The sequence below is a fragment of the Shewanella sp. LZH-2 genome (assembly GCF_016859145.1).
Lineage (GTDB): Bacteria > Pseudomonadota > Gammaproteobacteria > Enterobacterales > Shewanellaceae > Shewanella > Shewanella xiamenensis.
On the sequence record NZ_CP069350.1, the window covers coordinates 406,380 to 432,046 of the forward strand.

19 protein-coding genes and 4 tRNA genes are annotated in these 25,667 nt (G+C 45.8%); 6 read left to right on the top strand and 17 right to left on the bottom strand.

Going from position 1 to position 25,667, the window contains the following annotated elements; all coding sequences use genetic code 11:
• Positions 1-136: 136 nt before the first annotated feature.
• The 4 genes from JM642_RS01975 to JM642_RS01990 form a co-directional block, all read right to left on the bottom strand.
• On the bottom strand, positions 137-637 hold the full coding sequence (locus JM642_RS01975) for an Lrp/AsnC family transcriptional regulator (RefSeq protein WP_037427707.1): 501 nt from the start codon (positions 635-637) through the stop codon (positions 137-139).
• 369 nt (positions 638-1,006) lie between these two features.
• Complete coding sequence (locus tag JM642_RS01980) at positions 1,007-1,789, bottom strand: phosphatase PAP2 family protein (protein WP_037427709.1); 783 nt, start codon at positions 1,787-1,789, stop codon at positions 1,007-1,009.
• Between the two features lie 117 nt (positions 1,790-1,906).
• A complete protein-coding gene (gene creD / locus JM642_RS01985) occupies positions 1,907-3,385 on the bottom strand; it encodes a cell envelope integrity protein CreD (RefSeq protein ID WP_203432588.1) in 1,479 nt (492 codons plus the stop codon).
• A 162-nt stretch (positions 3,386-3,547) separates the two neighbouring features.
• Positions 3,548-4,075: a hypothetical protein gene (locus JM642_RS01990; protein ID WP_037423373.1), complete on the bottom strand. Its 528-nt coding sequence runs from the start codon at positions 4,073-4,075 to the stop codon at positions 3,548-3,550.
• Between the two features lie 235 nt (positions 4,076-4,310).
• Between JM642_RS01990 and JM642_RS01995 the strand changes: the two genes are divergently transcribed.
• Positions 4,311-5,477: a crosslink repair DNA glycosylase YcaQ family protein gene (locus JM642_RS01995; RefSeq protein ID WP_203432589.1), complete on the top strand. Its 1,167-nt coding sequence runs from the start codon at positions 4,311-4,313 to the stop codon at positions 5,475-5,477.
• Here the strand turns inward: JM642_RS01995 and JM642_RS02000 are convergent.
• The 6 genes from JM642_RS02000 to JM642_RS02025 all read right to left on the bottom strand — a co-directional run bounded on the left by JM642_RS02000 (position 5,474) and on the right by JM642_RS02025 (position 11,510).
• Positions 5,474-5,839 carry a hypothetical protein gene (locus tag JM642_RS02000; protein WP_203432590.1) on the bottom strand — a complete coding sequence of 122 codons (366 nt, stop codon included), beginning with the start codon at positions 5,837-5,839 and terminating at the stop codon, positions 5,474-5,476. The genes JM642_RS01995 and JM642_RS02000 overlap by 4 nt on opposite strands.
• A gap of 58 nt (positions 5,840-5,897) precedes the next feature.
• Complete coding sequence (locus JM642_RS02005) at positions 5,898-6,230, bottom strand: hypothetical protein (protein WP_069454098.1); 333 nt, start codon at positions 6,228-6,230, stop codon at positions 5,898-5,900.
• A 94-nt stretch (positions 6,231-6,324) separates the two neighbouring features.
• Entirely contained in the window at positions 6,325-6,579 is a 255-nt protein-coding gene (locus JM642_RS02010; RefSeq protein WP_023266071.1) for an accessory factor UbiK family protein, read from the bottom strand.
• Between the two features lie 116 nt (positions 6,580-6,695).
• Positions 6,696-9,785 (bottom strand): multidrug efflux RND transporter permease subunit, encoded by a 3,090-nt coding sequence (locus JM642_RS02015; protein ID WP_203432591.1) that lies wholly within the window; start codon positions 9,783-9,785, stop codon positions 6,696-6,698.
• Positions 9,786-9,798: 13 nt separating this feature from the next.
• Positions 9,799-10,917, bottom strand: coding sequence for an efflux RND transporter periplasmic adaptor subunit (locus JM642_RS02020; RefSeq protein WP_037423385.1), 1,119 nt, complete (start codon positions 10,915-10,917; stop codon positions 9,799-9,801).
• Between the two features lie 20 nt (positions 10,918-10,937).
• Positions 10,938-11,510 (bottom strand): TetR/AcrR family transcriptional regulator, encoded by a 573-nt coding sequence (locus JM642_RS02025; protein ID WP_203432592.1) that lies wholly within the window; start codon positions 11,508-11,510, stop codon positions 10,938-10,940.
• A gap of 325 nt (positions 11,511-11,835) precedes the next feature.
• On the opposite strand from JM642_RS02025, the gene rep reads away from it, so the two are divergent.
• Entirely contained in the window at positions 11,836-13,851 is a 2,016-nt protein-coding gene (rep, locus tag JM642_RS02030; protein WP_037423389.1) for a DNA helicase Rep, read from the top strand.
• A gap of 20 nt (positions 13,852-13,871) precedes the next feature.
• Here the strand turns inward: rep and JM642_RS02035 are convergent, their stop codons facing one another.
• Positions 13,872-16,502, bottom strand: coding sequence for a diguanylate cyclase (locus JM642_RS02035; protein WP_203432593.1), 2,631 nt, complete (start codon positions 16,500-16,502; stop codon positions 13,872-13,874).
• A 207-nt stretch (positions 16,503-16,709) separates the two neighbouring features.
• On the opposite strand from JM642_RS02035, the gene JM642_RS02040 reads away from it, so the two are divergent.
• From JM642_RS02040 to JM642_RS02055, 4 genes are all read left to right on the top strand, one after another.
• Positions 16,710-16,786: transfer RNA gene (locus JM642_RS02040), tRNA-Arg, on the top strand.
• Between the two features lie 52 nt (positions 16,787-16,838).
• Positions 16,839-16,914 (top strand) — tRNA-His (locus tag JM642_RS02045).
• A gap of 15 nt (positions 16,915-16,929) precedes the next feature.
• Positions 16,930-17,006 (top strand) — tRNA-Pro (locus JM642_RS02050).
• 53 nt (positions 17,007-17,059) lie between these two features.
• Positions 17,060-17,136, top strand: a tRNA-Pro gene (locus JM642_RS02055).
• A gap of 193 nt (positions 17,137-17,329) precedes the next feature.
• On the opposite strand, the gene JM642_RS02060 is transcribed toward JM642_RS02055, so the two are convergent.
• From JM642_RS02060 to JM642_RS02085, 6 genes are read right to left on the bottom strand one after another with little or no spacing between them, the layout of a single operon-like run.
• Positions 17,330-19,249 (bottom strand): EAL domain-containing protein, encoded by a 1,920-nt coding sequence (locus JM642_RS02060; RefSeq protein ID WP_037423395.1) that lies wholly within the window; start codon positions 19,247-19,249, stop codon positions 17,330-17,332.
• Positions 19,250-19,257: 8 nt separating this feature from the next.
• Complete coding sequence (locus JM642_RS02065; protein WP_037423398.1) at positions 19,258-19,965, bottom strand: transglutaminase-like cysteine peptidase; 708 nt, start codon at positions 19,963-19,965, stop codon at positions 19,258-19,260.
• Between the two features lie 18 nt (positions 19,966-19,983).
• Positions 19,984-20,589: an OmpA family protein gene (locus JM642_RS02070; protein WP_203432594.1), complete on the bottom strand. Its 606-nt coding sequence runs from the start codon at positions 20,587-20,589 to the stop codon at positions 19,984-19,986.
• Positions 20,586-22,001 carry a type I protein secretion system protein AggA gene (gene aggA / locus JM642_RS02075; RefSeq protein ID WP_203432595.1) on the bottom strand — a complete coding sequence of 472 codons (1,416 nt, stop codon included), beginning with the start codon at positions 21,999-22,001 and terminating at the stop codon, positions 20,586-20,588. The genes JM642_RS02070 and aggA overlap by 4 nt, the downstream gene beginning before the upstream one ends.
• Before the next feature lie 26 nt (positions 22,002-22,027).
• Positions 22,028-23,410 carry an HlyD family type I secretion periplasmic adaptor subunit gene (locus JM642_RS02080; RefSeq protein WP_037423406.1) on the bottom strand — a complete coding sequence of 461 codons (1,383 nt, stop codon included), beginning with the start codon at positions 23,408-23,410 and terminating at the stop codon, positions 22,028-22,030.
• Complete coding sequence (locus JM642_RS02085; protein ID WP_037431422.1) at positions 23,407-25,584, bottom strand: type I secretion system permease/ATPase; 2,178 nt, start codon at positions 25,582-25,584, stop codon at positions 23,407-23,409. The genes JM642_RS02080 and JM642_RS02085 overlap by 4 nt, the downstream gene beginning before the upstream one ends.
• Between the last annotated feature and the right edge of the window lie 83 nt (positions 25,585-25,667).

Below are 25,667 nucleotides of genomic sequence, written 5' to 3' on the forward strand. Positions count from 1 at the left end.
CGATGGTAAAAACCTAATAAATTGTGATCTTATCGCTAAAAATACCTTTCGCAGGGTGAGTAGTTTGGAGGAGCTACGCTGTAACCATAGCTGCATTGGTCTCACGCTATCGCAGAAGCCGCCACTTTTACTGCACTTAGGGTTCAATGGTGATATGGCTTAAGGGGATGGCCGTGTGCTCCTTGACCTTTTTCAACACGAAGCTGGAATGCACACCTGCGATATGCACATTGGTGGTGAGTTTATCTAACAGAAAAGTACGAAAGTGCGCCATATCTTGGACTAACACTTTGAGTTGATAGTCGGCTTCAGAACCCGTGATCAGCGCGCACTCTTGGACTTCTTCGTAGCCCAGTATATTGGCTTCAAATTGGTTGAGGATTGCAGGCGTGTGTTTTTCCATCCTTACATGGATATACGCAGTCAAATGTAGGTTGAATTTATCCGCTGACAGACGCGTGACATAATCGGCAATATAACCCGCTTCTTCTAGGGCTTTAACGCGGCGTGAGCAAGGGGACGGCGACAGGCCGACTTTCGTTGCCAGTTCAAGATTCGATAACCTGCCGTGGGTTTGCAGTAAACGCAAAATGGTTAAATCGAGTTGGTCGAGTTTATATGGGTGAGTTTCAGTCATGGAAAATTTAGGGGTAGCGGACTCTACCCCTAGTTTGCCAGTGTTAGCGCTGTTTGCCAAAAATCTTGTGTAATACCAATCACATTAAATATCTAATCAGTTCAGAGCCTCACAGGCATTTCAATCCAAGGCGCATTGACGCAGAAATGGTCATTCCCTTTTAAGTCAATGCAACACCGGAGTGGGATGCCTGTGAGGCTCCCGAAGGGCGGGGTTGAACGTGCTTTATACTGCGTTTAAGGCTTTCGACAGAGCACCACTATGCCTTCAAGCCTTCGCCTTGTCTAAAGCGCGTTTAACTCCCGCTGAATGAACAGATATTTAATACGATTGGTATAAAGGTCTGATGGCGAATTGTCGGTCTAGGCGTTATTGCGAAGAGGTTTTCGCAAACCTTTGCGTGAATAGACGCATTTTACTGACCAAAAATATGCTTAAGCTGCTGATGATAGCGGCCAGTAGGGTGGAAAAGAGCACATCCTGCGGCCAGTGCATGCCGAGTAGCATACGGCTTAGGCCCATCAATAATCCCCAAACCAATAACGCACTGGTGAATAGAGGTAAACCCGCTAAAAGCAGATAGTAGCTGGCGGTTAGCACTAAGGTTACGGCAAAAATGGTGTGTCCAGACGGGAAGGAATAGCCGATTTCATCTTCCCAATGTTGGTGGATTTTTGGGGACAGTTTTACCGCTGAGGTTCTCGTTTGCAGCTCGGTCAGCGCCTCAGCAATGGCCTGTGAGCGTTCTGGTTTTGCGAGTTGATAGAAGGTTTGCGGAGTTAACTGTGCATCATCTGGGAGTGCTTGCTCAGATAGGTATACTAGGTTGGGCCTTGGCTCTTTAAAAAAGCTTTTAAGAGCATGGCTAGTGCTTAGGCTTAATACTTGGCTTAGGCTGATGGCTAAAAATAAGTTAATAAATAATGCTTTAGGCATATAACAATAGGCAAGCGCCAACACGACTAAAACGGTCGCAACCCCATAGGGCGCTGTGCCGGTTGTGGTTAGCCAGTACAAGGCTCTGGCTAAGGGCGATTGTAGATCGAGCAGCGGAAATAATTGATTTTGCGTAAGTAACAGTAGGCTTGGAATCGCTGCTAGCAGTAACCATACAAGCGCCAAACGACGTAGAAGATAGGCTGGATGGGTCAAAATATTCGCCTCCGAGTAAACGCAATAGGCTACATGTCACATGTGGTCTTGCCAATAAAAAAATCCCGACAGCAAAAAGTGCGCTGTCGGGGGTCTTCAAGGGTGGAGCGGTAGGTGCTATTGCACTGTGTCCTTGGGTTGATGACGGGTTACGAACATCAAAATCAGTAAAACCACTAATAACAAGCCAGTACCCATCAGTAGGGCGTAATCTTCTAATTGCAGTATTGAGTACAACACCGCATACAAGCTCACCAGCATAGTGCCGACAATTGCACCACGCTTAAGGCTAGCGGTAGCACTGCCCACATAGGCTGATACCGACAGCACAGGAATACAGGCGGCAATCAGATACGCCTGTAGGAAAGCAAGGTGCTCCGAGAGTGACAGTAACAGCAGGTAGAACAGGGCCATCGCGCTGCCAACCAGCATATATTGCACTGTGCTTAGGCTGGTCTTTTGTCCCAGTTCAAAAATAAATAACATGATAAAAGTCAGTACGATAAACAGCAGGCCGTATTTAACTGAGCGCTCAATCTTGCCGTAATGGGTCACTGGCTCAAATAACATGGCATTGGCCACGACTTCGGTAAGCGTCGACTGATTACTCTTAATAAACTCCTGCGGGTAGTTGCGAGTTAAGTGACTGATATTCCAGTTGGCGGTAAATCCGTTGGCAGTGATTTCGCGCTCTGCTGGGAGTAAGCCTTTAAAACTTGGGTGCGGCCAGTCGGCATGGATATTCAACAAGGTTTGCTCGCCTAATGGCAGGGCACTAATCGACTGAGAGCCGCGAAGTGTCATGGCAAAGTTCACGCTAAAATCACTTGCTTCGCCGACTTGGATCCCTTGGTTAAAACCTTTCTCCAGACCGCCAGTCGTCAAGCCAGTGCCCGACATCAGCGAGCCAGAGAGTAAGACTGAATCGCCTGTCACCTCAATCTTTTCTACTTTATCAATTGCTTGGTTTGATGACACACCAAAGACTAAACGGGCATTTTTGTTATCAAAGGCGATAAGGTTAGGAATGTCATAACGATTTAAGCGAAAGTCAGCCTGCCCCGTAAGCGCCGCGTTATACACCAGCGATTGATAAATGCCACGGGTACGGAAATCATGTTTTAGGTCTAAATCGAGAGTGAGCTTTTTCGGCAGAATCACCAGCTCATCTTGATAGGTGCGCTTCACTTCGTGGCGGGTTTTGCCGTCGTTACTGACTTCTTCCTGCATCACAAAATAGCTGTAAGGGATTACCAACGCTGGGCCCGAGAGGGTTTGCTGCTCGCCCCATGAGCGGCCGATTTCATCGACCACACTGTTGTAAAGCATTTCGCGATCGGACGTCATATCCATAATGATCCCGAGCGGTAGCAAGGCCACAATCGACAGTATGCCAATGGTGATGGCTTTTAATAAGGTGGTGTTTTTTAATGCCGTTCCCTTTGCAGTGGTTGCTGCCCACGGCTCTTGTGTTGACATATCGGTTCCTTGATCACGATTGAGTTTTTTAAGGAGTGCGCGCGCCACTAAATAGATAGCGCCGCCAAACAGCGCCAAACTCAGTAACGTGAGCACCCAGAAAATAATGTTAAACATGGATTTCATTCCCTATGAAATACGCGCGAGTCGCCATTGCATACTATTGGGCTAACTCGATATTACGGCGGGTATTAAAGCAGATTTGCCCACGGAAGTTGCGGGCAAGTTGCTGATCAATAGTGGCAAAATTATGGCAATCGCCTTTAAGTGCGCTAAAACCTATTTTGAACTGGTGCGTTGTTTGCCAAATTTCGGGTGTTTAGCCTCAAAGTCATCTTCCTTGCGGATATGTTTGAGTAGCGTCTCAAGACATTCTTTAAAGACATCGATTTCTTCGGAGTAGACGGCGGCATGGTGTGAAAACCATTGGTGTTTTTCACGCTCACGATTATTGCAGTCCGGCCAAATACGTAGCTCATACTCATCGCCAATCACGACAATCGCATAGTCGATTGCGCCATTGCTAAAGGTGATGCATTGGGGCAGATACACGGGCGCTTCACCTTTGAATAGCTCGTACCAAATGGCTTCACTGCGCCAAGAGACTATGGGTAAAGGCGCTTTGATAGAGCAGCCAATCGATTGATGTTGGTTAAACAGGACTGCCTTAATATCATCGATGCTGAAAGGTTGCAACTCGCCATTCTTTTCACCGAGTGAGTACAGCATATTCATTAAAAATGGCAGTTTAGTACCATTGCCAGTTTTACGGCCGCAGAGTTTGGCTTCGCGGTAATAGATATTCATTCATCAATCCTTAATGAGGGGCTAACCTTTGTAAGAGGGAGTTGTTTGACTCGAGGTAAGCGATAGCCCTAAGCGAGGAAATGCCATATGTTAACTCAAGTTGTACGCGAGCTGACAAATTCACGCTAAGTTTACGAAATATCCGACAAAAGTAAGAGGATTATCCTTTTGATCATCTGTCAGTCATGGCATCAATCTTAGGGCGCAATTGTTTTTGAGCATTTTGGGAGAATTTATGTCGAGTCCTTTTTCACCCCGTGAGTGGTTGCAATTGAATATGCAACAGCAGGGCTTATTACAACCGCAGACTTCGGTCTGTGAGCTGATTAGCCGTCTCGGGTATGTGCAAATCGATTCGATTAATGTGGTCGAGCGGGCGCACCACCATGTGTTGCATAGCCGGATACCACAGTATCAACCGCAGATGTTAGATACTGCGCTGGCACAGGGCGATATTTTTGAATATTGGTCCCATGCGGCGGCATATTTACCCATTGCCGACTACTGTTTTAGTTTGCAACGTAAACAACAGCTGCAAAATGGCGGCAAACATTGGTTTGAGCCAGACGATAACGCGATGCAGGAAGTGCGCGCCCGCATTCGCGCCGAAGGGCCACTTAAAGCCAGTGACTTTGAGCATACTGAAGGCAAAAACGGTGCCTGGTGGGACTGGAAACCCGCTAAAAAGGCGCTGGAACAACTGTTTATGCGCGGCGAGTTAATGGTGGTGCGCAGGGATAAATTTCAAAAATGCTATGATTTGACTGAGCGCGTGCTCCCAAGTCATATCGATACCCAAGCGCCGAGTGAGATCGAGTTTGCTCGGTACTTAATTAAGCGTTATCTCGATGCCCATGCCTTTGGCTCGGCAGCGCAAATCGCTTATCTGCGCAAAGGCATAAAAGCTAATGTGAATGAGCAATTAGCCGCTATGCAGTCTCAAGGTGAGTTGGCAAGCTTTAAGGCTGAAGGGCAATGGTATTTTTATCGCCCCGAGTTGCAGTTAACCGCTGCAATGCCCAACCGAGTCTGGTTACTCAATCCCTTCGATAATCTATTAATTCAGCGGCAGCGATTAAAGCAATGGTTTGATTTTGATTATCAAATTGAAGTCTATGTGCCCGCCGAAAAACGCCAATATGGCTATTACTCCCTCGCGATTTTGTGGCGTGACTGCTTTGTTGGTCGAGTGGATGTGAAAGCCGAGCGGCAAAGCGGTTTACTGTTATTACAACAGCTGACCTTAGAAGAGGGATTTAGCGGCATGGATGATGACTTCTGTGCGGCATTTGAGGCGGCAGTTACTGAGTATGCGCGTTTTAATGGTTGCAGCCGCTGGAAACTGGTGAAGGCTAACCATAAGGAATTTAAACAACTATACGCACGGCAGCAGAAGATCTAATCGGGATCTTTGTCGTTATCTGGGCGCTGGTCTTTAGATGGTACATCCATCCAGCGAAAACACAGGTACAGCAAGGCCAAAAAGAGTAGCGGCAGGGTGGCATAGCCTAAGGATAATGAACTGTTCTCCGCCCGCGCGAGCCAGTAGCAGGGAATGTACACTAAGGGATAGGCAAGGGTTCCCCACAGAAAACTCTTATTCATCAGCCGGTAAAACCAGTGCACGTTAATCGTGGTTCGGCTGGCAAGTCCCATCAGGCTGGCGAGGACAACAAAGGGATAACTGAGCAGTGGCAGGCCGCCAAGGAGCAATAATCCCCAAAGCAGATAGTCCTGATTAAAAGTGGTGCTTGCGATATCCATGGCTTTCTTCCCTGACGATTCGAACGCTGGCGCTAGGTCTAAGCGCCGACGGCTATTCTTACTCGTTAAGCCCTTGCTGCATCTTAAGCCAAAAGCCTTGTTGGCAGAGATTGCTAAAGGACTTTTGCTGCGGCGAAATCGCGATATTGGCGGTGACGACTCGATAACTCAACCAATAATCCTCACAAATCGCGTTTGGCTCATCAGCTTGTTTATCTTGCTCGCTTAACAGACTGACCACAACCCCGTTATCGAAGTGATATAAGGTCAAAGATTCACACATTTCAGCATTATCGTCTCGATAACTTTGCTGCTCTTGGGTGTGGCTCACCACTGAAACTGGGCTAGGATAGCCTTGAATAGCAAGGATGTAGCTGGCGAGTTGTTGCATTATTTCCTTAAGTGACTCAATGTTTGAAGTGTTAAAAACAAAAAAGCACAGCTGCGCCATCGCTAACTGTGCTCTTTCAAACACGCATTATAAGTTAGTCTGCGGCGTTTAGCTTTTTCTCAAGCTCATTCACTTGTGCTTGCAGGGCTTCTAATTTCTCGCGGGTTTTCAGTAATACATGCTGTTGTACTTCAAACTCCTCACGGGACACCATATCCAACTTGAGCAATTGATTTTGCAGCACTTGCTTGCTGCGCTCTTCAAATTCGCCGGCAAATTGCTTAAGACCGCTGGGCAGGCTATCGCTCAGTTGCTTCGCCATTTCTTCGATTTTCTTTGGATTGATCATCTTCTTGTCCGCCTCTTTACTGAATGGGGGGATTGTAACCTAGTACGTTGGCTTTCAAAAGAAAACCGCCTTGCAAAACCTACGTCTTAAGGGACGTAGGTTTTACTTGGATGCGGTTAGCTGTTGTGGGCTAGCCCGTCAGTATCTTCGTCAAACACTGGCAAAGGCTCATGTTTTTCAGCAAGATAGGTATAAATCACCGGTAATACAAACAGGGTGAAAATCGTCCCAATCGATAAACCTGCGACAATCACAATACCGATATTAAAGCGTGCTACCGCACCTGCGCCGGAAGCAAATAATAGCGGCAATAGACCCGCAATCATCGCTGCTGTGGTCATTAAAATCGGGCGTAAGCGGATGGTTGCCGCCAGTTTAATCGCCTCAAGTTTAGATAGCCCACGGTGGAGTTGTTCCTCTTTGGCCACTTCGCACATCAAGATCCCGTGTTTAGTGATAAGACCCACTAAGGTAATTAATCCTACCTGGGTGTAGATATTAATTTTGGCTAAGCCAAACACATGGGTCCACCCGAGTACAATCAAGGCGCCGCTAATCGCCAACGGTACAGATACCAAGATGACTAAGGGATCTTTAAGGCTTTCAAATTGGCTGGCGAGTACTAAGAAAATAATCGCAATTGCCAGCAAGAAAGTGGCATAAAGTGCTGAACCTTCAGTGACAAACTGGCGCGCTTCACCGAGGAAGTCGTAGCTATAACCCTTAGGTAACTCGTTATCGCCAATATTTTGCAAAAAGCTGATGGCATCACCAATGGCTACGCCTGGCGCGGCTACACCACCCACAGTCAAGGCATTCATTTGGTTAAAGTGCGGCAGTGAGCGAGGCTCGGCCACCATTTCAATATCAACCAAGCTGGATAGCGGAATGGATTTACCATCGGCGGCTTTGACATAGTAATTAGCCAGCGATTCTGGGTTCGCACGCAGTTTACGCTCTACCTGTGGGATCACTTCGTAGGAGCGACCATCCAAGTTAATGCGATTCACATAGCCATCACTCATCATGGTGGCGAGTGTGATCCCGATATCTTGCATGGTCACGCCGTAGGTCCCGGCTAAGTCACGCTTGATATGCAGTTTCATGGTGCCTGAATCGAATTTCAGGTTGATTTCTGAGTACACAAACAAGGGACTCTTTTGCACCTTTTCCAGTACGCCTGTACCGATTTGAAAGAGGCTAGCGAAGGAGTTTGATGTGGTAATCACAAACTGAATCGGTAAACCACTCGACGCCCCAGGCAGCTCAGGCATTTGGAACGTTGTAATCGCCATTCCAGGAATGTGCTTCACTTCTTTAGCAAAAAACTCCTGCATTTGTTTTTGGCTCTTATCCCGCTCACTCCAAGGCACTAATGGCGCGATCCCGAAGGCTTGGCTGGAACTTGGTACGCCGACAAAGGCGAGTGACGCGGCTGATTCAGGCTGTGCCTTAATCATATCAGTGACTAAGCCCATATTGGCTTGGATGTAGTCCAAGTTGGCAGTCGAAGGTGCCGTGCCCATCATCATTACCACGCCTTTATCTTCGTTGGGCGCCAGTTCTGATGGGATAAACTTAAACAGTACTGGCAGTGAAGCGAACACGATAATCGCAAAGGCGACGATGACAGGGCGATGTAACATCACCGCATCTAGCATGTTGCTGTAACGGCGAGTCAGCCCCGTGAGGAAGTTTTCGACTCCCATTTCGAACCGATTAGGTGCGGTATGGGGTTTGAGTATTTTGGCACACATCATGGGTGACAGTGTCAGTGCCACTATGCCCGAGATAAACACAGAACCTGCGAGTGTAAGGGCAAACTCCTTAAATAATGAGCCGGTGATCCCGCCCATTAAGGCAATCGGCGCATAAACCGCGGCGAGGGTAATGGTCATGGAGATCACTGGCACCGCGATTTCGCGGGTACCGATAATCGCGGCTCTAAAGGGCGATTCACCCAGCTTGATATGTCTGTCGACGTTTTCGACCACCACAATCGCATCGTCAACCACCAAACCAATGGCGAGCACCATGGCCAGTAGGGTCATGAGATTGAGCGTAAAACCAAACATCTGCATGATGATGGCAACCCCAATCAGCGAGAGCGGAATGGTCACAATCGGGATCACCACGGCGCGAAGCGAACCTAAGAAGAGAGTGATTACCACGATAACAATAATCGCGGCTTCACCAATGGTTTTAACCACTTCTTTAATCGATTCATCAATTGCGAGTGAGGAGTCGTACAGAATGCTCGATTCAATGGATGGCGGTAAGTTACGCTCAATTTCAGGTAACAGGGCGCGGGTATCAGCCGCAACGGTAAGCGGGTTAGCCGTTGGCGTGACATCAAGGCCGATGACCACGGCTTCTTTGCCATTGGCTAAGGCGCGGTAGATATCATGGCTCTTTTCGAGGCTAACATCGGCAATATCACCGAGACGGACGACTAAACCGTCTTTACTGCCGATCACTAAGCGTTTTAACTCTTCGATGGTGGCAACTTGAGTGTCTGCGGTACCGTTAAAAAGGGTGTACACACTGTTGGTTTGACCCACCGCTGACTGATAGTTGTTCGCCTGCAATACTTGCATTACATCGCTGGAGGAGAGGTTAAACGCCCCCATTCTGGCCGGATCGAGCCAAATACGCATGGCGTATTTAATACCGCCGTATAAATTCACCTTAGCAACGCCGTCAATGGTAAAGAGCTGAGGTTTGACGACGCGCTCAAGGTAATCCGTTAGCTGGCTTGAGTTAATCTGGTCACTAAAAAATGAAACATACAGCACAGAGGTTTGCGAGCCAGTGGACATTTCAACACTGGGATCTTCAGCCTCTTTGGGCAGTTGCGATCTTACTGAGTTCACCTTGGCGAGAATATCGGCCAAGGCGCCATTCGGATCGGTATTGAGCTTCATATACACCGAAATTTTCGAGGTACCGAGGAAGCTCTCTGAGGTCATAAAGTCAACGTTATCGGCCTGCGCTAACGCTTGCTCTAACGGTTGAGTAATAAAACCTTGGATTAGATTTGCATCCGCGCCGTAATAACTGGTCGATACCGTGACTACGGTATTCGTCATCTTCGGATATTCACGCACTTGCATGCTATTGAGGGCATTAAAGCCTAACAGCAGCAAGAGAAAGCTGATTGAGGCGGCGAGTACGGGTCGCCTAATAAAGATATCTGTAAAGCGCATTATCTTGCTCCTATTACAGCTTTGGCATAGTGTCGGAGTGGGTCAGGGCTTGGTCTTCAACCACTGTCACTTTACTGTTGTTACTGAGGCGAATTTGCCCTGAGGTGACAATGCGATCTCCCGCTTTTAACGCTCCACTCACCAGCGCGTTATTGCCGTTACGCTCTAATACCGTCAGGTTGATTTGCTCGACTCTAGCCAGCTTTTTACCGTTTTCTTCGACCTCTTTGATGAGGTAAATAGAGTTACCATAAAGGGTAAAGTTGATGGCGGTTTGTGGCAGTACAAACTGATCGTTCAGTTCTGGCAATAGGATGGATACTCGGGCAAACATCCCGCTACGCAGTTTGGCGTTATCGTTAGGAATGCGTGCTTGCACTTGGATCAAACCGCTTTGGTAAAACACGGCGGGTTCAATCGCGGCAATTTCACCTTCGAAGGGTTGCTCAGGATAAGAGTCCACAAACACATGGATTTTTTGACCTACGGCAATACGAGGTAATTGGGTTTGCGGAATAGTGAAGCGGATTTTCATTGTGCTGATATCTTCGAGACGCACAATATCGGTACCAGGCTGAAGATATTCACCTAAGTTAATGTTACGAATACCCACTAAACCACTGAAAGGCGCACTGATTTCACGGCGCTCGATAGTGGCTTTTAAACTTTCAATATCCGCCTGTAAGGCCAGGTATTTAGATTCACTATTGTCTAAATCCTGTTTAGAGACTGACTTTTGCGCATAGAGTTTTGAAAGGCGTTTGAAGTCGGCCTCAGCGGCGGGCAGTTGTACCATTTTGCTTTTAAGGTTGGCTCTTTCCACTTTGGCATCGAGTTCGGCCAGTAGTTGGCCTTTTTCCACTCGGCTACCGTTTTCAAAATTAATGCTGGTGACGCGTCCTGCTAATTCGTTGGAGATGGTCACCCCTTGATGCGGCTCAACAAAGCCAATCGCATCAATTGTGGGTTGCCACTTTTGCATATCTAATGTCATGGCTGTTACAGGAAACTCAGCCTCTGGCATATTGGCGATCGCCTCGGCGATTTTATTTTTTACCATCAGGTTAAAGCCGATCACTGAGCCAAAGGCAAGTACAGCGATCGCTAGCATACTTAGAGTCCATTTTTTCATGGTGCTAAAGATTCCTAGAGTTAAAATTGAAGATTGATTGAAATGGCCTTTAGGCATAATTCACATGCCCGCCGGATTTCATTTTCTGTACATTCCAAATGGCCTCGCCGTAGGCGTTTGCCTATAGCGATAGCCGGCTCAAAGGCGATAGAAAACAACAAGGTATTATCAAGCTTTTGAATCATTCCTTGGTTTTTTGCCTGCTCAAATAATTGGTGTAGCGGTTGAAATATTTCTCTTTCAAATGCTTGGTGCTCAGGTGCATCTACCCCTGGGAGGTGGGAATACTGAGCAAAACTCAAATTTGCATGGGATTGTTCACGACCCAGTTCAACAATCTTGAACCATAGGCGGCGAAATTTTTCGTCAAAGCTGCCTTCATTAATGTTTTCAAGCAACTTGCTGGCAATTTGTTGTAATACGTCTTTACGCAGTTCAATGATCAAATCTTCTTTATCTTTGAAGTAGCGGTAGATCGTACCTGCGGCAACGCCTGCATCTACTGCTAGTTTTTGCATTGAAAGATTATGTAATCCCTCTGTCGCAATAATTTTTTCGGCGGAGCGGAGTATTAAGTCGCGTTTATTATCCATTCTGCTTTCCGATATCGACATCTGTGAATGAACGTTCATTCATGCGAAATTCTACTGCGCATTATCAACCTTAGCAACAAATTAGCTCAAAAAATGGCAAAAGTGTGATTTAAGAAAGTTATTTTGTAATAAGCTTGCCTGCACACTGATTGCAGCATATTTGACTGGTTTTTAGGATGTCATATTCAAATGCTTATTCATTTGAAGAGACGAGTCATTTCTATTGTTTGCTCAATTGATATCTGGGGATTTGTTGGCCTTAAAACCTTCGCTTCTGCTATGATCCGATCCCCCTTCTGAAGACTTGTTTGGATATTGCGCGACGATGAAACTCAATCCTGCCCAAAATGATGCCGTTCATTATGTTTCTGGGCCTTGCTTAGTATTAGCGGGCGCGGGCAGTGGCAAAACGCGGGTGATTATCAACAAGATTGCCTATCTAGTGCAAAAGTGTGGCTACAATGCCCGCAATATCGCCGCAGTGACGTTTACCAACAAAGCGGCGCGCGAGATGAAGGAGCGGGTCGCACAGTCTATGGGACGTAAAGAGGCCAGAGGTTTATGGATTTCGACCTTCCATACCTTAGGGCTTGAGATTGTAAAGCGTGAGCATAAAGTGCTGGGATTAAAGCCCGGTTTCTCGTTATTCGATGACCAAGATACGCTTGCGCTGCTTAAAGAGCTGACCCAAAAAGAATTACAGGAAGATAAAGATTTACTCAAAGCCTTGGCAAGCAGCATCTCCAATTGGAAGGGCGGGCTGATTATTCCCGACCAAGCGCGCAAGCTGGCAAAGGATGAACAGCAGCAGTTGTTTGCCCTGTTGTATCAGCGTTATGCCCAGCATATGAAAGCCTACAACGCTTTGGATTTTGATGACTTAATTCTGCTGCCGACCTTATTGCTAAGGCATCACGAGGAAGTGCGTACACGCTGGCAAACCAAGATCCAATACCTGCTGGTGGACGAATATCAGGATACCAACACCTCCCAATATGAAATGGTCAAGCTATTGGTGGGCGAGCGCGCGCGCTTTACCGTGGTGGGGGACGATGACCAGTCCATCTATTCGTGGCGTGGTGCTAAGCCGCAGAACTTAGTGCTGTTGGGCAAAGACTTCCCAAAGCTTAAGTTGATTAAACTTGAGCAAAATTATCGTTCTAGCCAACGCATTTTGCGGGCGGCTAACATCCTTATCGCCAACAATCCCCATGTGTATGATAAGTCACTATTTAGTGAATTAGCCTACGGCGAGCCGATGCGGGTGCTGTTTGCTGCCAATGAGGAACAAGAAGCCGAGCGCGTGGTCGCCGAAATCATTCGCCACAAATTTGTCGGCCGTACCCAATTTGGTGATTACGCAATTCTGTATCGCGGTAACCACCAGTCTCGCCTACTTGAGCGGGCGTTGATGACGAACCGTATCCCTTACAAGCTAAGCGGCGGCACTTCGTTTTTCGCCCGTGCCGAGATTAAAGACATCATGGGCTACCTTAAACTGGTGGTAAATCCTGACGATGATAACGCCTTTTTGCGGGTGGTTAACTTACCTAAACGGGGTATTGGTCCATCCACCTTGGAGCGTTTGGGTAACTTTGCCAACGAGAAACATATCTCCATGTTCGAGGCGATTTTTGATCCTGAGCTGAATCATCATCTGCCGCCTAATGCCATGTCAGCCTTGTATCAATTTGGCCGCTTTATTGTCGATACGGGCGAGCACGCCGAGCGGGGCGAACCGGTTGAAGCCGTAAAGCAATTAATTCGTAAGATTAATTACGAAGACTATTTATACGAGACCAGTACCAGTGCTAAGGCCGCCGAAATGCGGATGAAAAACATCTCCGAACTGTATCGCTGGGTGACGGAAATGCTCTCTGGGGATGAATTAGATGAACCTATGACCTTGCCCGAAGTGGTTAACCGCCTAACGCTTAGAGATATGATGGAGCGTAACAGCGAAGATGAAGGCGGCGATCAGGTGCAATTAATGACGCTGCATGCCTCTAAAGGGCTGGAATTCCCCTTCGTGTTTATGGTGGGGGTTGAGGAGCGCATTCTGCCGCATCAAACCAGCATAGATGAAGATAATGTTGATGAAGAACGTCGTCTTGCCTATGTGGGGATAACGCGGGCACAACGTGAGCTATGGTTCACCCTCTGCCGTGAGCGTCGCCAGTTTGGTGAAACTATGCGCTGCGAGCCGAGCCGCTTTCTGCATGAGTTACCGCAGGATGACCTTATTTGGGAAAACCGTAAGCCACAGCAAACAGAGCAAGAGCGAATGCAGACCGGGCGCAGCCATATCTCGAATTTAAGAGATATGTTTAAGAAGTCTTAATTAATCATGTAATTGCAGTTTTAGGCGCAAACCTGATGCAGGGTTTCCACTAAGGTAAAAGGGTGGGCTATGGCACTACCCTGGCCGAAGCGATAACCTAGTGCATTGAATATATTGATTTGCTCAGGGTGCTGAAGTCCGTCGACAAAGGTTTGTAAGTTTAAGGTTGAGGCCGCCTTCTGATAGGCAGACATCAGCTTTATGTGTTGTTCATCTTGCAGTTGTTTCGTGATATTCGCATCAAGCTTTAAGCCTTTTACAGGGAGGAATAACAAACTGTTTAACGCACTGTGGCCGCTTCCGTAGTGGCTAATCCCTAAGTTAACCCCCTGCTTATTTAATAATTCAAAGCCGCTTATGTGGTTCTCTGTTTCTTGAACTAAGGCTTTTTCATTAAAAAATAACCATAGCTGCGGGAGAGGAAGCTGAGTTTGTTTGAGCGCATTTTTAAGACCACGAAGTACATGCTTGTGTTTAAGATGTTGACTGGAAAGCATAAGGTGTAAATCAAGGTTATCTCCATGGCTCACAACCAGCTGGTGATAATGCTTATTCAGTAAGTTAATTGCATACTTATCCAACTCAACCATGAGGTTAGCTTGCTCAGCTAATTGGCTTAAAACTTCGTGCGGAATACTTCCCCATACGGGATGCTCCCAAATTAATCGACACTCAAAAGCATGGGGTTGTAGAGTCTGTAAATCAACAATTGGGAGAAGATTGAGTTGTAACTCCTCTGCTTGCAGCGCCTGTTTAAAATCATTCTCGAAGGCAATATCCTGGATTTTTTGCTGTGACGCGCTATCGTCAAAAATGACATAACAACCTTTGCCATTCGCCTTGGCTTGGTACATTGCGGTGTCGGCATTACGCAGCATGGACTCACTAGTATCCAGCTTATTACCACTAATGGTTATGCCGATACTGGCACCTGAGTGAAACTCGATTGTCCCTAATTTGTAGGATTGTGAGACTTTTTGAATGACTCGTTCGGCCACATCACGGGCATCGTTGATGCCGTTGATGGTATCGAGCAGGATAACAAACTCATCGCCACCGAGTCTTGCCAAGGTATCGTTGCTACGGATGCAGCCGCGTAAGCGAGTGGCGGTTTCAATTAAGAATCTATCGCCCTCCAAATGTCCCATAGTATCGTTAATCTGCTTAAAGCGGTCGAGGTCGATAAACAGCAGGGCAAACTGTTCTAGGCTATGGCGGCGAACATGTTTGATAGCCTGATTGAGACGCTCCATAAACATCGCACGATTGGGCAATCCTGTGAGCGCATCGTGTTTGGCATCATGTACGAGTTTAGCTTCCATATTACGGCGCTGACGGATCTCTTTCTCTAGGTCCTTGTTGAGCTCAGCGAGTGCAGTTGTACGAGCTGCAACCTTTTCCTCTAGTTCTTCATAACTGCGGCGTAATGACTCTGCAGCGAGTTTTTTCTCGATAGCAGCACCGATATGTTGTGACACAAAGGTGAGTAACTCCAAGTCTTTCGTTTGGTAGTTTTGGGTCATGCTAAAGCTATAAATGGTTAGCGCACCTCGTACTACATCATGGATAAACAGTGGGATACCTATCCATTGATGCATTGTTTGAGTGTGATTAAGTGCGGGGGCCTTAGCGTAAATTTCTTTTGAGGCAATCAAACCATGAATATCATTCTGGTCTAGCAGTAGTGGACGTTTGTGTTTGAGCACATACTCCGTAAGCCCATCCTGTAATGGCCGAGTCCCAGGGTGTTGGTTACCTAATTGGGAAACGTAAAACGGGAAGGTTAAGTGGGTACCTTGTTCATTTAGCAGTGCGATGTAACAGTTATTGGCAGGAATAAGGTGCCGAATCACATTATGTAGCTGTGCATAAAATTCAGGATTATCTGAACTAGAGCTTGCTAGTTCTGCTATTTCAAATAAGGATTTTTGCAGCCGCTCGGCTCTGCGTCTTTCATACACTTCTTGCTTGAGCTTGTCATAGGCTTGGCTAAGCTCTTTAGTTCGTTGTTGTATTGCTTGCTCTAGCTGTTCTTGGTGCTTAAGTCTTTCCATCACGCCAGCAATATGGTGACAAATAAAGGTCATTAACTCGACCTCGATATCGCCATAACTGACATTAGTATCATAGGTTTGTACTACCAGTACGGCAGTGACTATGCCTTCATGCTTGATGGGCACTCCAAGCCAAAGGTGGCAAGGAGAACCTAAATTGACGATTTCCTCTGCTTCGACCAGCTCTTCAACCTTGGATTCATCGCATAGTAGGGTTTTTCCTGTGCGAAAAACGTAACCAGTTAATCCTTGTTGCAACAGCGTTGATAGGGATTGCTCGGGATAAAGCTGGGCAGGATGGGCATCTTTTTCATCGGCAAAGAAGGGAACCGAAATAGTGTTGGTATTGATATCGAGAGTAGCGATAAAAAAATTATCAGCAGAAATAAGCTTTTTTAGGTGGTGGTGAACCCCTAAATAGAATTCTTCGAGGGAAGGAACCTGAGTGGCAATATGGGATAATTCGAGTAACGCATTTTGAACGACTTCCGCCCGCTTGTACTTATGCGCCAAATATTTAAGGCGATTAAGTCTTTTTTTTAAGCGTTCAAGCTCAGGAGCTCGAGGTTGGGTAGTTTCATCTTCATCCCTAAACATGATACTCACTAATCAGTTCTGCGTTAATTGTTGCCAAACGTTATAATTAGCACGAAATACCGTAACATCCAAGTCATATTTTAACTGTGTTTTCGCTGAAAAAGCATGCTAATGTATCAAAACTTGAGCAGTCAGTAAAAAAAGTGCAAAACAGCTATAGACTCAAAGGCTATTTGTCCATACTATATGCGGCGCTAACCAAGGCGAGCGCCCATAGCTCAGCTGGATAGAGCGCACCCCTCCGGAGGGTGAGGCCGAAGGTTCGAATCCTTTTGGGCGCACCATCTCTCCGAATGAGTTGTGAGCTTGAGGTTAGCAGTAAAGTGAAATTCAGTGGTGATTGTAGCTCAGTTGGTAGAGTCCCGGATTGTGATTCCGGTTGTCGTGGGTTCGAGCCCCATCAGTCACCCCATTTCATTTAACATCTCGGTGATTAGCGCAGTCCGGTAGCGCATCTGGTTTGGGACCAGAGGGTCAGAGGTTCGAATCCTCTATCACCGACCACATTCTTCGCATAACTAGCGCGTTTGAATTTTCAAGCAAATAGTTAACAGTTACGGTGATTAGCGCAGTCCGGTAGCGCATCTGGTTTGGGACCAGAGGGTCAGAGGTTCGAATCCTCTATCACCGACCAATTACACTGAAGCCTCAGTATTTCGAAAGAAGTACTGAGGCTTTTTTGTATTTGTCTCTTGGTACTGTTTTGCAATTCGTATCTTGCTGGCTTGTTGTGATTGCATGACATGGTGCTGCGAGGATTCAAGGCCGTTAGCAACATCTCAAATAATTAAGGCTCCCGAAGGAGCCTTAATGCAATGGTATTCGATTTAGTCGATATTTTCTGGCGGGACAATGAAGCCCTGATAGGCATCCGTTTTTAGCTCATTGAAGCGCTCTAGCTGAGCCTTTTCTTGAATTCCTGTCACTATCACCTGAATATCTAATCCTCTAGCTACATTGATAATCGCACGGCAGAGCTCGCTATTATGTGATGCTTCGTCATAGTAAGAGAAAGATTGGTCAAGTTTAACGTAACTCGGTCTTAGCTCTTGGAGGTAAGACATGGAGCCAAATTGTCTACCAAAATGGTCAATACCAAATTTAGCACCATTGTCCCTAATAATATTGCAAAGGCGAGTACAGGATTCTAAGTCGCTATAAACCCCCGCTTCAGGGATCTCAAAGCAAATCCGTTCAACCTGTTGAGCCGTGCGCAGGAAGTGATTAAGCCAGTCGTGGAACTGTGTATCACTAATACTTTGATGCGTTAAGTTTATCGCTAAAGGCTCGTAATGACGCTCAAGCAGTTTTTGCTCGTAGACAGTCTCAATGAGGCATTTATCGAGTAATGAGCCGAGTGACAGCAGCTCTATGTAAGGCATAAACTGGCCAGCATGAGCGAGCTTATCACCCAGCTCGAGTTGGCAATAGAGCTCTCTTTGGCTCACGCCATCGCCATTACAAAATTGGATAGGTTGCCAACGGAACTTGAACTTTTTGTTGCTAATGGCGTGGCTAAGGTTGTCACGCCATTGTTCTCGGGTGAAAAGTTGTTGTTCAGTTGTCTCGAACCAATGGAAGGTTTTATTCTCTTTGAGCGCTTTTTGCAGAGCGTTGTCTGCTTGGGCAAGAATATCGGAGACCTTCATTTGGCCAATCCGTTCAGCCACCCCAATCGCAAAATTCTCATTGGGCTTACAACCTGCTTTTGATATTTCTTGATTGATTGTGCGGATCAGCGTTTGCAAATATTTGCTAATTTGATCATGTTCTACATCGGTTACAAGGAAGGCAAACTCAAATGCGGCAATTCGTGCAATCACAGAAGGTGTGATCTCATTTAATTGCTGAACTAGTTTTTCGGCCAATAGGCGAATGGTTTCATCGCGAACCTGATAGCCATATTTACTGTGAACTTCTTCGAGCCAGTCTAGCTTAGCTAAAAATAGGGCACCGCTACTCGGTTCGCTTAGCCAGCCATTGAGACGGCTCACCACATATTGGCGGTTAGGCAGTCCAGAGGCGGGGTCTGTGAGATTCTTTTTACGTAAAGTACCAACTTCTTCATCGAGCGATTGGAAGAGTTGTTTAAGTTGAGCTGACATACTGTTGAATGCGGTAACGAGATCTTTGAGTTCTGTGGTCTTAGGCAATGGCATATCGGGGCCAAACTGGCGCGCAGCAATCTTTTTAGCATGATCAGATAAAGCGTGGAGTGGTTTTAGGATCCAAGTTAATCCTAATCTTGCAGTAAAAATTGCGACTAAAAACAGCAATGAAAAGGCGATAATGGTATTTGACATAATTCGCCATAATTCATGGTAACCAAAACCTGGGTGCGCAGTGATTTCTAGTTGAGCTAGCTGTAACCATCCTGAGGTAATCGTGCTTTCTTTTTTGATGGTTTTAAATAGGTTCAAATTGATAAACCATTGAGGTACATCATCAATTTTAATCGGGTTAGCCCATTCTTGTTGTTTACCGTCAACCATCCACGTCAGTTTAATATTTTTATAATAGCCGCCTTCAAAAATAACGTTGACTAAGGTTTCTGCGGCTGCAGTATCACCCGCCTCAAGCGCGGGAGTTAGCATTAATCCAAGCGAGGTACTGGCATTGTTTAGATCCGATTCCATTTGCTTGGTCAAAAAGCTTTGAGTCTCAGTAAATTGCACATAGCCAAGACTTGCTACTACTAACAAGAATAGGCTAAAAAGCAGCGAATAAATCTGTCTAAACAGTGTCATCTTGGGTGCTACTCCAGTTTTAATTTGGGCTGTCTTAAGCGATCAACCCCTAACCTATGGTTTAGGTCATTCCATTTTTCGAGTCGTGTTGACGAGCCAGCTAAAACGCCTCGTCCCTGTTCTTTGTTAAGCCATAACTGTTTACCATTAAAGCTGTATACGGGTATAAGATCTTTACGCTGAGTTGCGGGTTTGATGACATGATCAAGATTATCAAGCACTAAAGGGATGGAGGAAGGGGTATCATAGTAAGCTAATACCATATGATACTGATTAACACTGGTTGCTTTAACCATGGTGATCCGCATTTTATCCTCGGGCACACCTAATTGAAGCAGTGTAAAATACTTGGCGATTGAAAAATCCTCACAATCTCCACCATTGACTCCAATAAACTCCATTGGAGTGGCCCAATAGTTTGATTCTCCCCATAATTTTATATCATCAACGAAACGAAATAAGTTAAAAAAGTTATTAACTTTCAATAGCTTTTCTTTTTCGTCAACCGTGTTTGCCTCTGCTAATACTTTAAACCAAGCTCTTGCTCGCATTCCTGCTCGCTCACCATAGCGTTTTTCTAGTGTTGAGGTGATTTTTGCTTCATCGAGTGTTTGGGTAGGTGCCGCATACAGGCAACTAATCCCCAAAGCAGACGCAATTAGGCTTGAGCGGCAGGCGCGAAAAAATGCATTTATATCCTTTGGCCTGCCGTTCATAACCTACTCTGTTAGCCCTTATTTGGTGTCATCGACGGAATAAATCGTCCACTTCATATCTGTAGCGGTGTCATCACCCGTCACTTCAGCGACGACTCGGCGATTACGAATTTCTGCTTCAGGTGTCTGTTCTAAAACGACTGGACGACTTGAGCCATATCCTATGGCGGTGAGTCGGCTTCTGTCGATACCAAAACGTTCGGCAAGAACGGCGGTAACGGCATCAGCACGTTCCTGTGATAATACCGAGTTTCTTTCATCTGTACCCGTACGACTTGTGTGTCCTTCAATGGTCACCTTCGTTGTGGGGTATTGACGTAAGAATATTGCGATCTCTTCAATTTGCGGGTAATACTCAGGTGCAATGTATGCTGAGTTATTGGGAAATAATACATTGATTTCCTTACGCTCATTGATTGATTTGATCTGACCACAACCGTAGTTATCTGTGCCCGCTCCTTTGGCTGTATCATTACAGCGCTCACGGGCTTCGATAACGCCATCACCATCCTTATCGGAAAGATCGTATGCTTGAGTTGTTGTCATATCATCAATATTGACAGTATCACGCATGGAACAACCTGCTAAAAGCGCCACGCTAAGGAAAAGGATTGTGGTTTTCATTGGTTAGCTCCTCCTTCGTAGTTACGTTCGCCACGCCATGCTTCTGGACGAGTCACTTTCAGTGAGTCGAGTAAGCGGCCTGTCGCATTTAGTACACGGTATTTCGCAATGATTTCATCATATTCAGCTTGTAAGTAGTCCTTGCGAGCTTCGAATAACTCATTCTCAGTATCCAGTAAGTCGAGCAAGCTGCGTTGGCCGAGATTGAATTGTTGCGCATAGGCGGACTGAGTGTCTTTGGCTGCGATGACATGGTCGCGAATGTATTGCTTTTGAGGCGCTAACATTTCGTAGGCGTTCCATGCAAGGTTTACCCCTTCAACGACTTCCCTTTGTGCACGTTGACGGATTTCTTTCGCTTCACCCAGTTTGTAAGCAGATTCCTTTTCGCGAGCAAGATCTTTACCGCCAGCGAAGAGGTTATATCTTACTCGCACCATAGCGACGATGTCGTTGCTATAACCACCTACATTTTGGCTCGCTAATGCACTTACGCCATCTTCGCCACCCACATCATTGTTCCAGCTACCGTTTAGCTCTAACGAAACTTGCGGGTAATAGTTGGCTTGGGCGGATGAACGCTCATTTTCAGCAGCACGAATATCGTTTGCTGCAGATTTAAGGATAGGATGATTTTTCTCTGCGTCAGCTAAGCTACTGTTTAAATCCTTTGGTAACATATCGGCATCTGGAACGGGTTGAATTAAGTCAACTGGGTCGGCAGACACAACTCGGATAAATTGCGCTTTAGCATCGAGCAAATTATTTCGAGCAGAAATCACATTCGCATTTGCCCTTGCAAGACGGCCTGATATTTGTGATAGATCGGCTGTTGAGCCTAGACCTGAATCAGTACGTTGCTTGATTTGATCATAAATTTCTTTATGGCTGTTAAGATTTTTTTCAGCCAGCTTCAACACTTCATCAGTACGAAGGTAGTTGAGATAGACTTTGCTGACATCCAATGCCATATCTTCAGCAGCAGCAAGTAAGGCCCACTGGTCTGCACTGGCTTCAAAGCTATAACGGTCAACTTCACTGCTGGTATAAAAACCATCAAAAAGCATTTGTTTTAGGCTAATACCAAACTCACCGCGGTTGAGTTCCGCGACGCCATTGCTATCAACATCGCCGACGTTTTTGCGTCGACGGGTTGATACGCTATCCGTCTGCTCGTAGCCATAGCCACCAGTGAGATCGACTGTTGGCATATAACCAGCAATTGCCTGATTTACTTGCTCTTCTCTTGCTTTGAATCGGTTAAACGCCACTCGTAGATCAGGGTTGGTATCGAGCGTGTGCGCAACCGCTTGCTCAAGCGTTTGGCTTTGAGCCGATAGTGGAAGCAAGATAGCTGACAGCAGAACCGCTATTTTTGAACATTGAAATTGTCGTCTTACTAAAGTCTTCATTGCAAACCTCCCGGTTTATAACAGGCTTAACGCTCTCTGAGCGCTGTGTCCTTAGCCCTTAAAATTGGATTTAAAATGTACTCAAGAATGGATCTTTGTCCGGTGATAACGTCAACGCTAGTTAACATCCCCGGTATAATTGGCATCTCTGTGCCATCGTCTTTTATCAAACTCGATTCTTCGGTTCTTACCTTTATAAGGTAGAAGCTATTTCCTTCTTCGTCCTGTGATGTATCGGCACTAATATGCTCTACTGTACCTTTAAGACCACCGTAACGGGTAAAGTCATAGGCAGTCACCTTAACTACTGCAGGTAAGCCTGTATGTAAAAACGCAATATCCTTAGGTAAGATCTTGGTTTCTATCAGTAACTGGTCTTCAGATGGCACGATTTCAACTATATCAACTCCGGGTTGAACCACGCCTCCTAAGGTGTTGATATGCACAGTCTTAATGGTGCCGTTTACTGGGGAAGTTATAATCGCTTTGCTAACCTTATCTTGGGCTCCCACCTGTGCTTCGTTCATTCTGGATAAACGGGTTTGTGTTTCGTTAAGTTGTGCACGAAGATCTGCAGCGTAAACAAATACCGCTTCACGGCGCTTTAATATTGCTTCATCTAATGCTGCTTTCAGTTTCGGTCTAAGCAGTCTCAATGAGTTTAATTCCCCTTGGGCATCGTTCACTGCGCGTTCGAGTTTAAGTAATTCAACTTCGGGCACAATCCCTTTTTTAGCCAGAGGCCTCGTAAGCTCTAACTCCCTAGAAATCAACTGCATACTGGTTGTTAAGGTCGTTGTTTTTGAGGCAAGGTCATCGATTTCTTGTTGCCTTTGTTGTATCTGACGAACCAGAATTTCTAATTGGTTGCTCAGATTATCTAAGCGACCGTTATATTCTTCCTGTTGTCTTTTCACTAGGGCGGGTTCTGCCTCATGAATACTATCGGGAAATACTAAAGCTTTTTTGGTAATTTTAACTTGTTCACGCCAGTCAGAAGTCATATCAGAGATAAGAATGCTATCTAACTCTGCGCGCATACGGATGGCATTGGTTTTTAAGCCAAAGACCTCTTGCTCTTGCTGGGCAAAATCGGAGCGAAAGCGGGTATCATCAATCCTAACAAGGGGTTGCCCTTTAGTGACAATGTCTCCCTCTCTCACAAAGAGTTCTTGCATGATACCGCCGTCAAGACTTTGAATGACTTGAACTTGAGAAGAAGGGATAACTTTCCCAGAACCCGTTGTCACCTTATCCAGTTTGGCAAAACCTGCCCAAAGTAGAAAACACACAACCATGGCAGCTAATGCCCATATGATTAGCCTATGTCCACTTGGGGCATCGGTCATCATGGCACCGTAAACATCATCAACCATGTCTAAATCATTTGCCGTTAGATTTTTACTCATTGTCTGGAGCCTCCATTTACAAGGCCAAAATTGAGTTTTTCTAACACTTCAGCTTTAGGACCATCGGCAACAACATGTCCCCTTTCAAGCACAATAATACGGTCAACTAATTGTAATAAATGCATTTTATGAGTGATTAATAGCAAGGTTCGATCCTTGCTGACATTTTGCATTGAGCGAATAAACTGTTGTTCTGCTCTCGCATCTAAACTGGCTGTAGGCTCATCCATTAGCAATACTGGCGGATCGTTAAGAGTCGCCCGAGCTAGGGCAACGGTTTGTCTTTGTCCACGACTAAGAGACATGCCACCTTCGCCGACTTGTTGATCTAGGCCTTCAGCCTCCAAATGGGTGAACTGACTGACACCTGAAAGCTGTACTGCACGGATAAGTTGATGCTCTGTCACTTGGCGAGTACCAAAGAGAATGTTATCTCTTATGGTACCGTGGAAGAGGGTGACGTCCTGCGGTAAGTAACCAAAGTTACGGCGCAGATCGCTAGGATGAATTTGTGCCGAATCGACCCCATCGTAACGTAGGCTACCGGTTGTGGGTTGGAACAGTCCAACGAGAAGTTTGGCTAAGGTACTTTTACCTGAACCATTACGACCGATAATTGCAATCCTTTCACCTGGGTTGATGGTTAATGAGAGCGGGTGAAGCACTGGCTTTTCTGAGCCGGGATAACTAAATCCAACATGGTCAGCATTAATTTTTCCGATTAAACGCTGCTTACTCACCAAGTGGCCTTTATTTTCAAACTCATCTTCCTGCACCATGAGCTCATTGAGTTGACGCAGTGCACTGGCTGTGTGGTTGGCGCGCGTCATCAGTCCTGCAAGTTGTGCCATTGGCGCTATTGCTCTGCTCGATAACATCACCGCAGCGATGATCCCCCCCATAGATATAGCGTTATCAGACACACGATAAACGCCTAAAATCACCACACAGACAACGGAAAATTGCACAATAAAGTTAGCGAAATTTGAGACTGAGTTAGACAGTTTTTTGGATCTTAATTGCCAGTTAGCGCTATGGCCGATCATTTGTTGCCAACTTTTTTGGACAATACCTTCTGCGCCGTTGGCTTTTATGGACTCTAACGCCGAAAGACTTTCTATCAAATGCCCATGTTTTAAGCTGGAAAACTTATTACCTTCCTCAATCGCCGCTTTTAATTTAGGTTGGGTATAAAGTGTAAAGCCGATAATGATCAAGCCTCCCACGACAGGGATCACGGCTAAATCACCTGCAACAATATAAATCACGATAAGGAAAAAGAGTGCGAAAGGAAGATCGACAAGTGTTGTTATCGTTGCTGAAGTTAAAATTTCCCGAATATTATCAAATTCTCCCAGTTGTTTTGCCATACCACCAATGCTTGGGGAACGTTTTTCCAATGGAATACCAATTGCTTTGGCAAATAGCTTCGACGAGACAATGATATCAACTTTTTTCCCAGCCACATCAATTAGGTAGCTTCTAAGTTGCCGCATAACAAGGTCAAATAAATAGGCAATTGATGCGCCAATCGCTAATACCCAAAGGGAGTCAAAAGCTAAATTAGGTACGACTTTGTCGTACACATTCATAATAAACAGGGGAGAAACTAAGGCAAATATGTTGACCAACACCGAGGCGATTAACGCATCTCGATAAATGGGCGCGGAGTCTTTTAAGGTTTGGACTAACCAGTGGGTTTTATTATCGTGCAAATAGACATCAAACCCCATGTCGCCACGATATTCTTGTTTGACTAAGAACAAATAGCCGACATACAAAGTTTCAAGTGACTCAATGGTGAGTTTTTCTTCACCGCCCGTTTCTGGCAGTTGGATGATTGCTCTATCTGATTCGAGGTCTAATTCCCGCAGAATACAGGCTTTCTTGTCTTTTAATAATAAAATACAGGGTAGCAGTATCGGCGAGATCTCATTTAAACCCTTACGAGATAATTTTGCTGCTAACCCTGCACGAGATGCTGCTTGAGGAAGCAGGTCGGGTGTTAATACCGCTCCAGACAAAGGCAAGCCTGCCGCAAGTGATTCACTTGAGCATGGATTACCAAAATGTTCAGTCAGAAGCACTAAACAATCTAGCAGTGGGTCAACAATTACCCGCTGTGATGCGGATATCGTCCACTGCTCAACTTTTTCAGACGCTGTAACAGGCACCTAATTATCTATCCTTTGATTTTTTATTTACTTATCAGAAGTATCGGTCATGATGGCCTATATTTCTATAGGCCATCCGAACT

Excerpts from the sequence above, each read along its gene's own strand:
- JM642_RS01975 (WP_037427707.1), bottom strand. The coding sequence starts at position 637 with ATGACTGAAACTCACCCATATAAACTCGACCAACTCGATTTAACCATT.
- creD (WP_203432588.1), bottom strand. The coding sequence starts at position 3,385 with ATGTTTAACATTATTTTCTGGGTGCTCACGTTACTGAGTTTGGCGCTG.
- JM642_RS01990 (WP_037423373.1), bottom strand. The coding sequence starts at position 4,075 with ATGAATATCTATTACCGCGAAGCCAAACTCTGCGGCCGTAAAACTGGC.
- JM642_RS01995 (WP_203432589.1), top strand. The coding sequence starts at position 4,311 with ATGTCGAGTCCTTTTTCACCCCGTGAGTGGTTGCAATTGAATATGCAA.
- JM642_RS02000 (WP_203432590.1), bottom strand. The coding sequence starts at position 5,839 with ATGGATATCGCAAGCACCACTTTTAATCAGGACTATCTGCTTTGGGGA.
- JM642_RS02005 (WP_069454098.1), bottom strand. The coding sequence starts at position 6,230 with ATGCAACAACTCGCCAGCTACATCCTTGCTATTCAAGGCTATCCTAGC.
- JM642_RS02010 (WP_023266071.1), bottom strand. The coding sequence starts at position 6,579 with ATGATCAATCCAAAGAAAATCGAAGAAATGGCGAAGCAACTGAGCGAT.
- JM642_RS02015 (WP_203432591.1), bottom strand. The coding sequence starts at position 9,785 with ATGCGCTTTACAGATATCTTTATTAGGCGACCCGTACTCGCCGCCTCA.
- JM642_RS02020 (WP_037423385.1), bottom strand. The coding sequence starts at position 10,917 with ATGAAAAAATGGACTCTAAGTATGCTAGCGATCGCTGTACTTGCCTTT.
- JM642_RS02025 (WP_203432592.1), bottom strand. The coding sequence starts at position 11,510 with ATGGATAATAAACGCGACTTAATACTCCGCTCCGCCGAAAAAATTATT.
- rep (WP_037423389.1), top strand. The coding sequence starts at position 11,836 with ATGAAACTCAATCCTGCCCAAAATGATGCCGTTCATTATGTTTCTGGG.
- JM642_RS02035 (WP_203432593.1), bottom strand. The coding sequence starts at position 16,502 with ATGTTTAGGGATGAAGATGAAACTACCCAACCTCGAGCTCCTGAGCTT.
- JM642_RS02060 (WP_037423395.1), bottom strand. The coding sequence starts at position 19,249 with ATGACACTGTTTAGACAGATTTATTCGCTGCTTTTTAGCCTATTCTTG.
- JM642_RS02065 (WP_037423398.1), bottom strand. The coding sequence starts at position 19,965 with ATGAACGGCAGGCCAAAGGATATAAATGCATTTTTTCGCGCCTGCCGC.
- JM642_RS02070 (WP_203432594.1), bottom strand. The coding sequence starts at position 20,589 with ATGAAAACCACAATCCTTTTCCTTAGCGTGGCGCTTTTAGCAGGTTGT.
- aggA (WP_203432595.1), bottom strand. The coding sequence starts at position 22,001 with ATGAAGACTTTAGTAAGACGACAATTTCAATGTTCAAAAATAGCGGTT.
- JM642_RS02080 (WP_037423406.1), bottom strand. The coding sequence starts at position 23,410 with ATGAGTAAAAATCTAACGGCAAATGATTTAGACATGGTTGATGATGTT.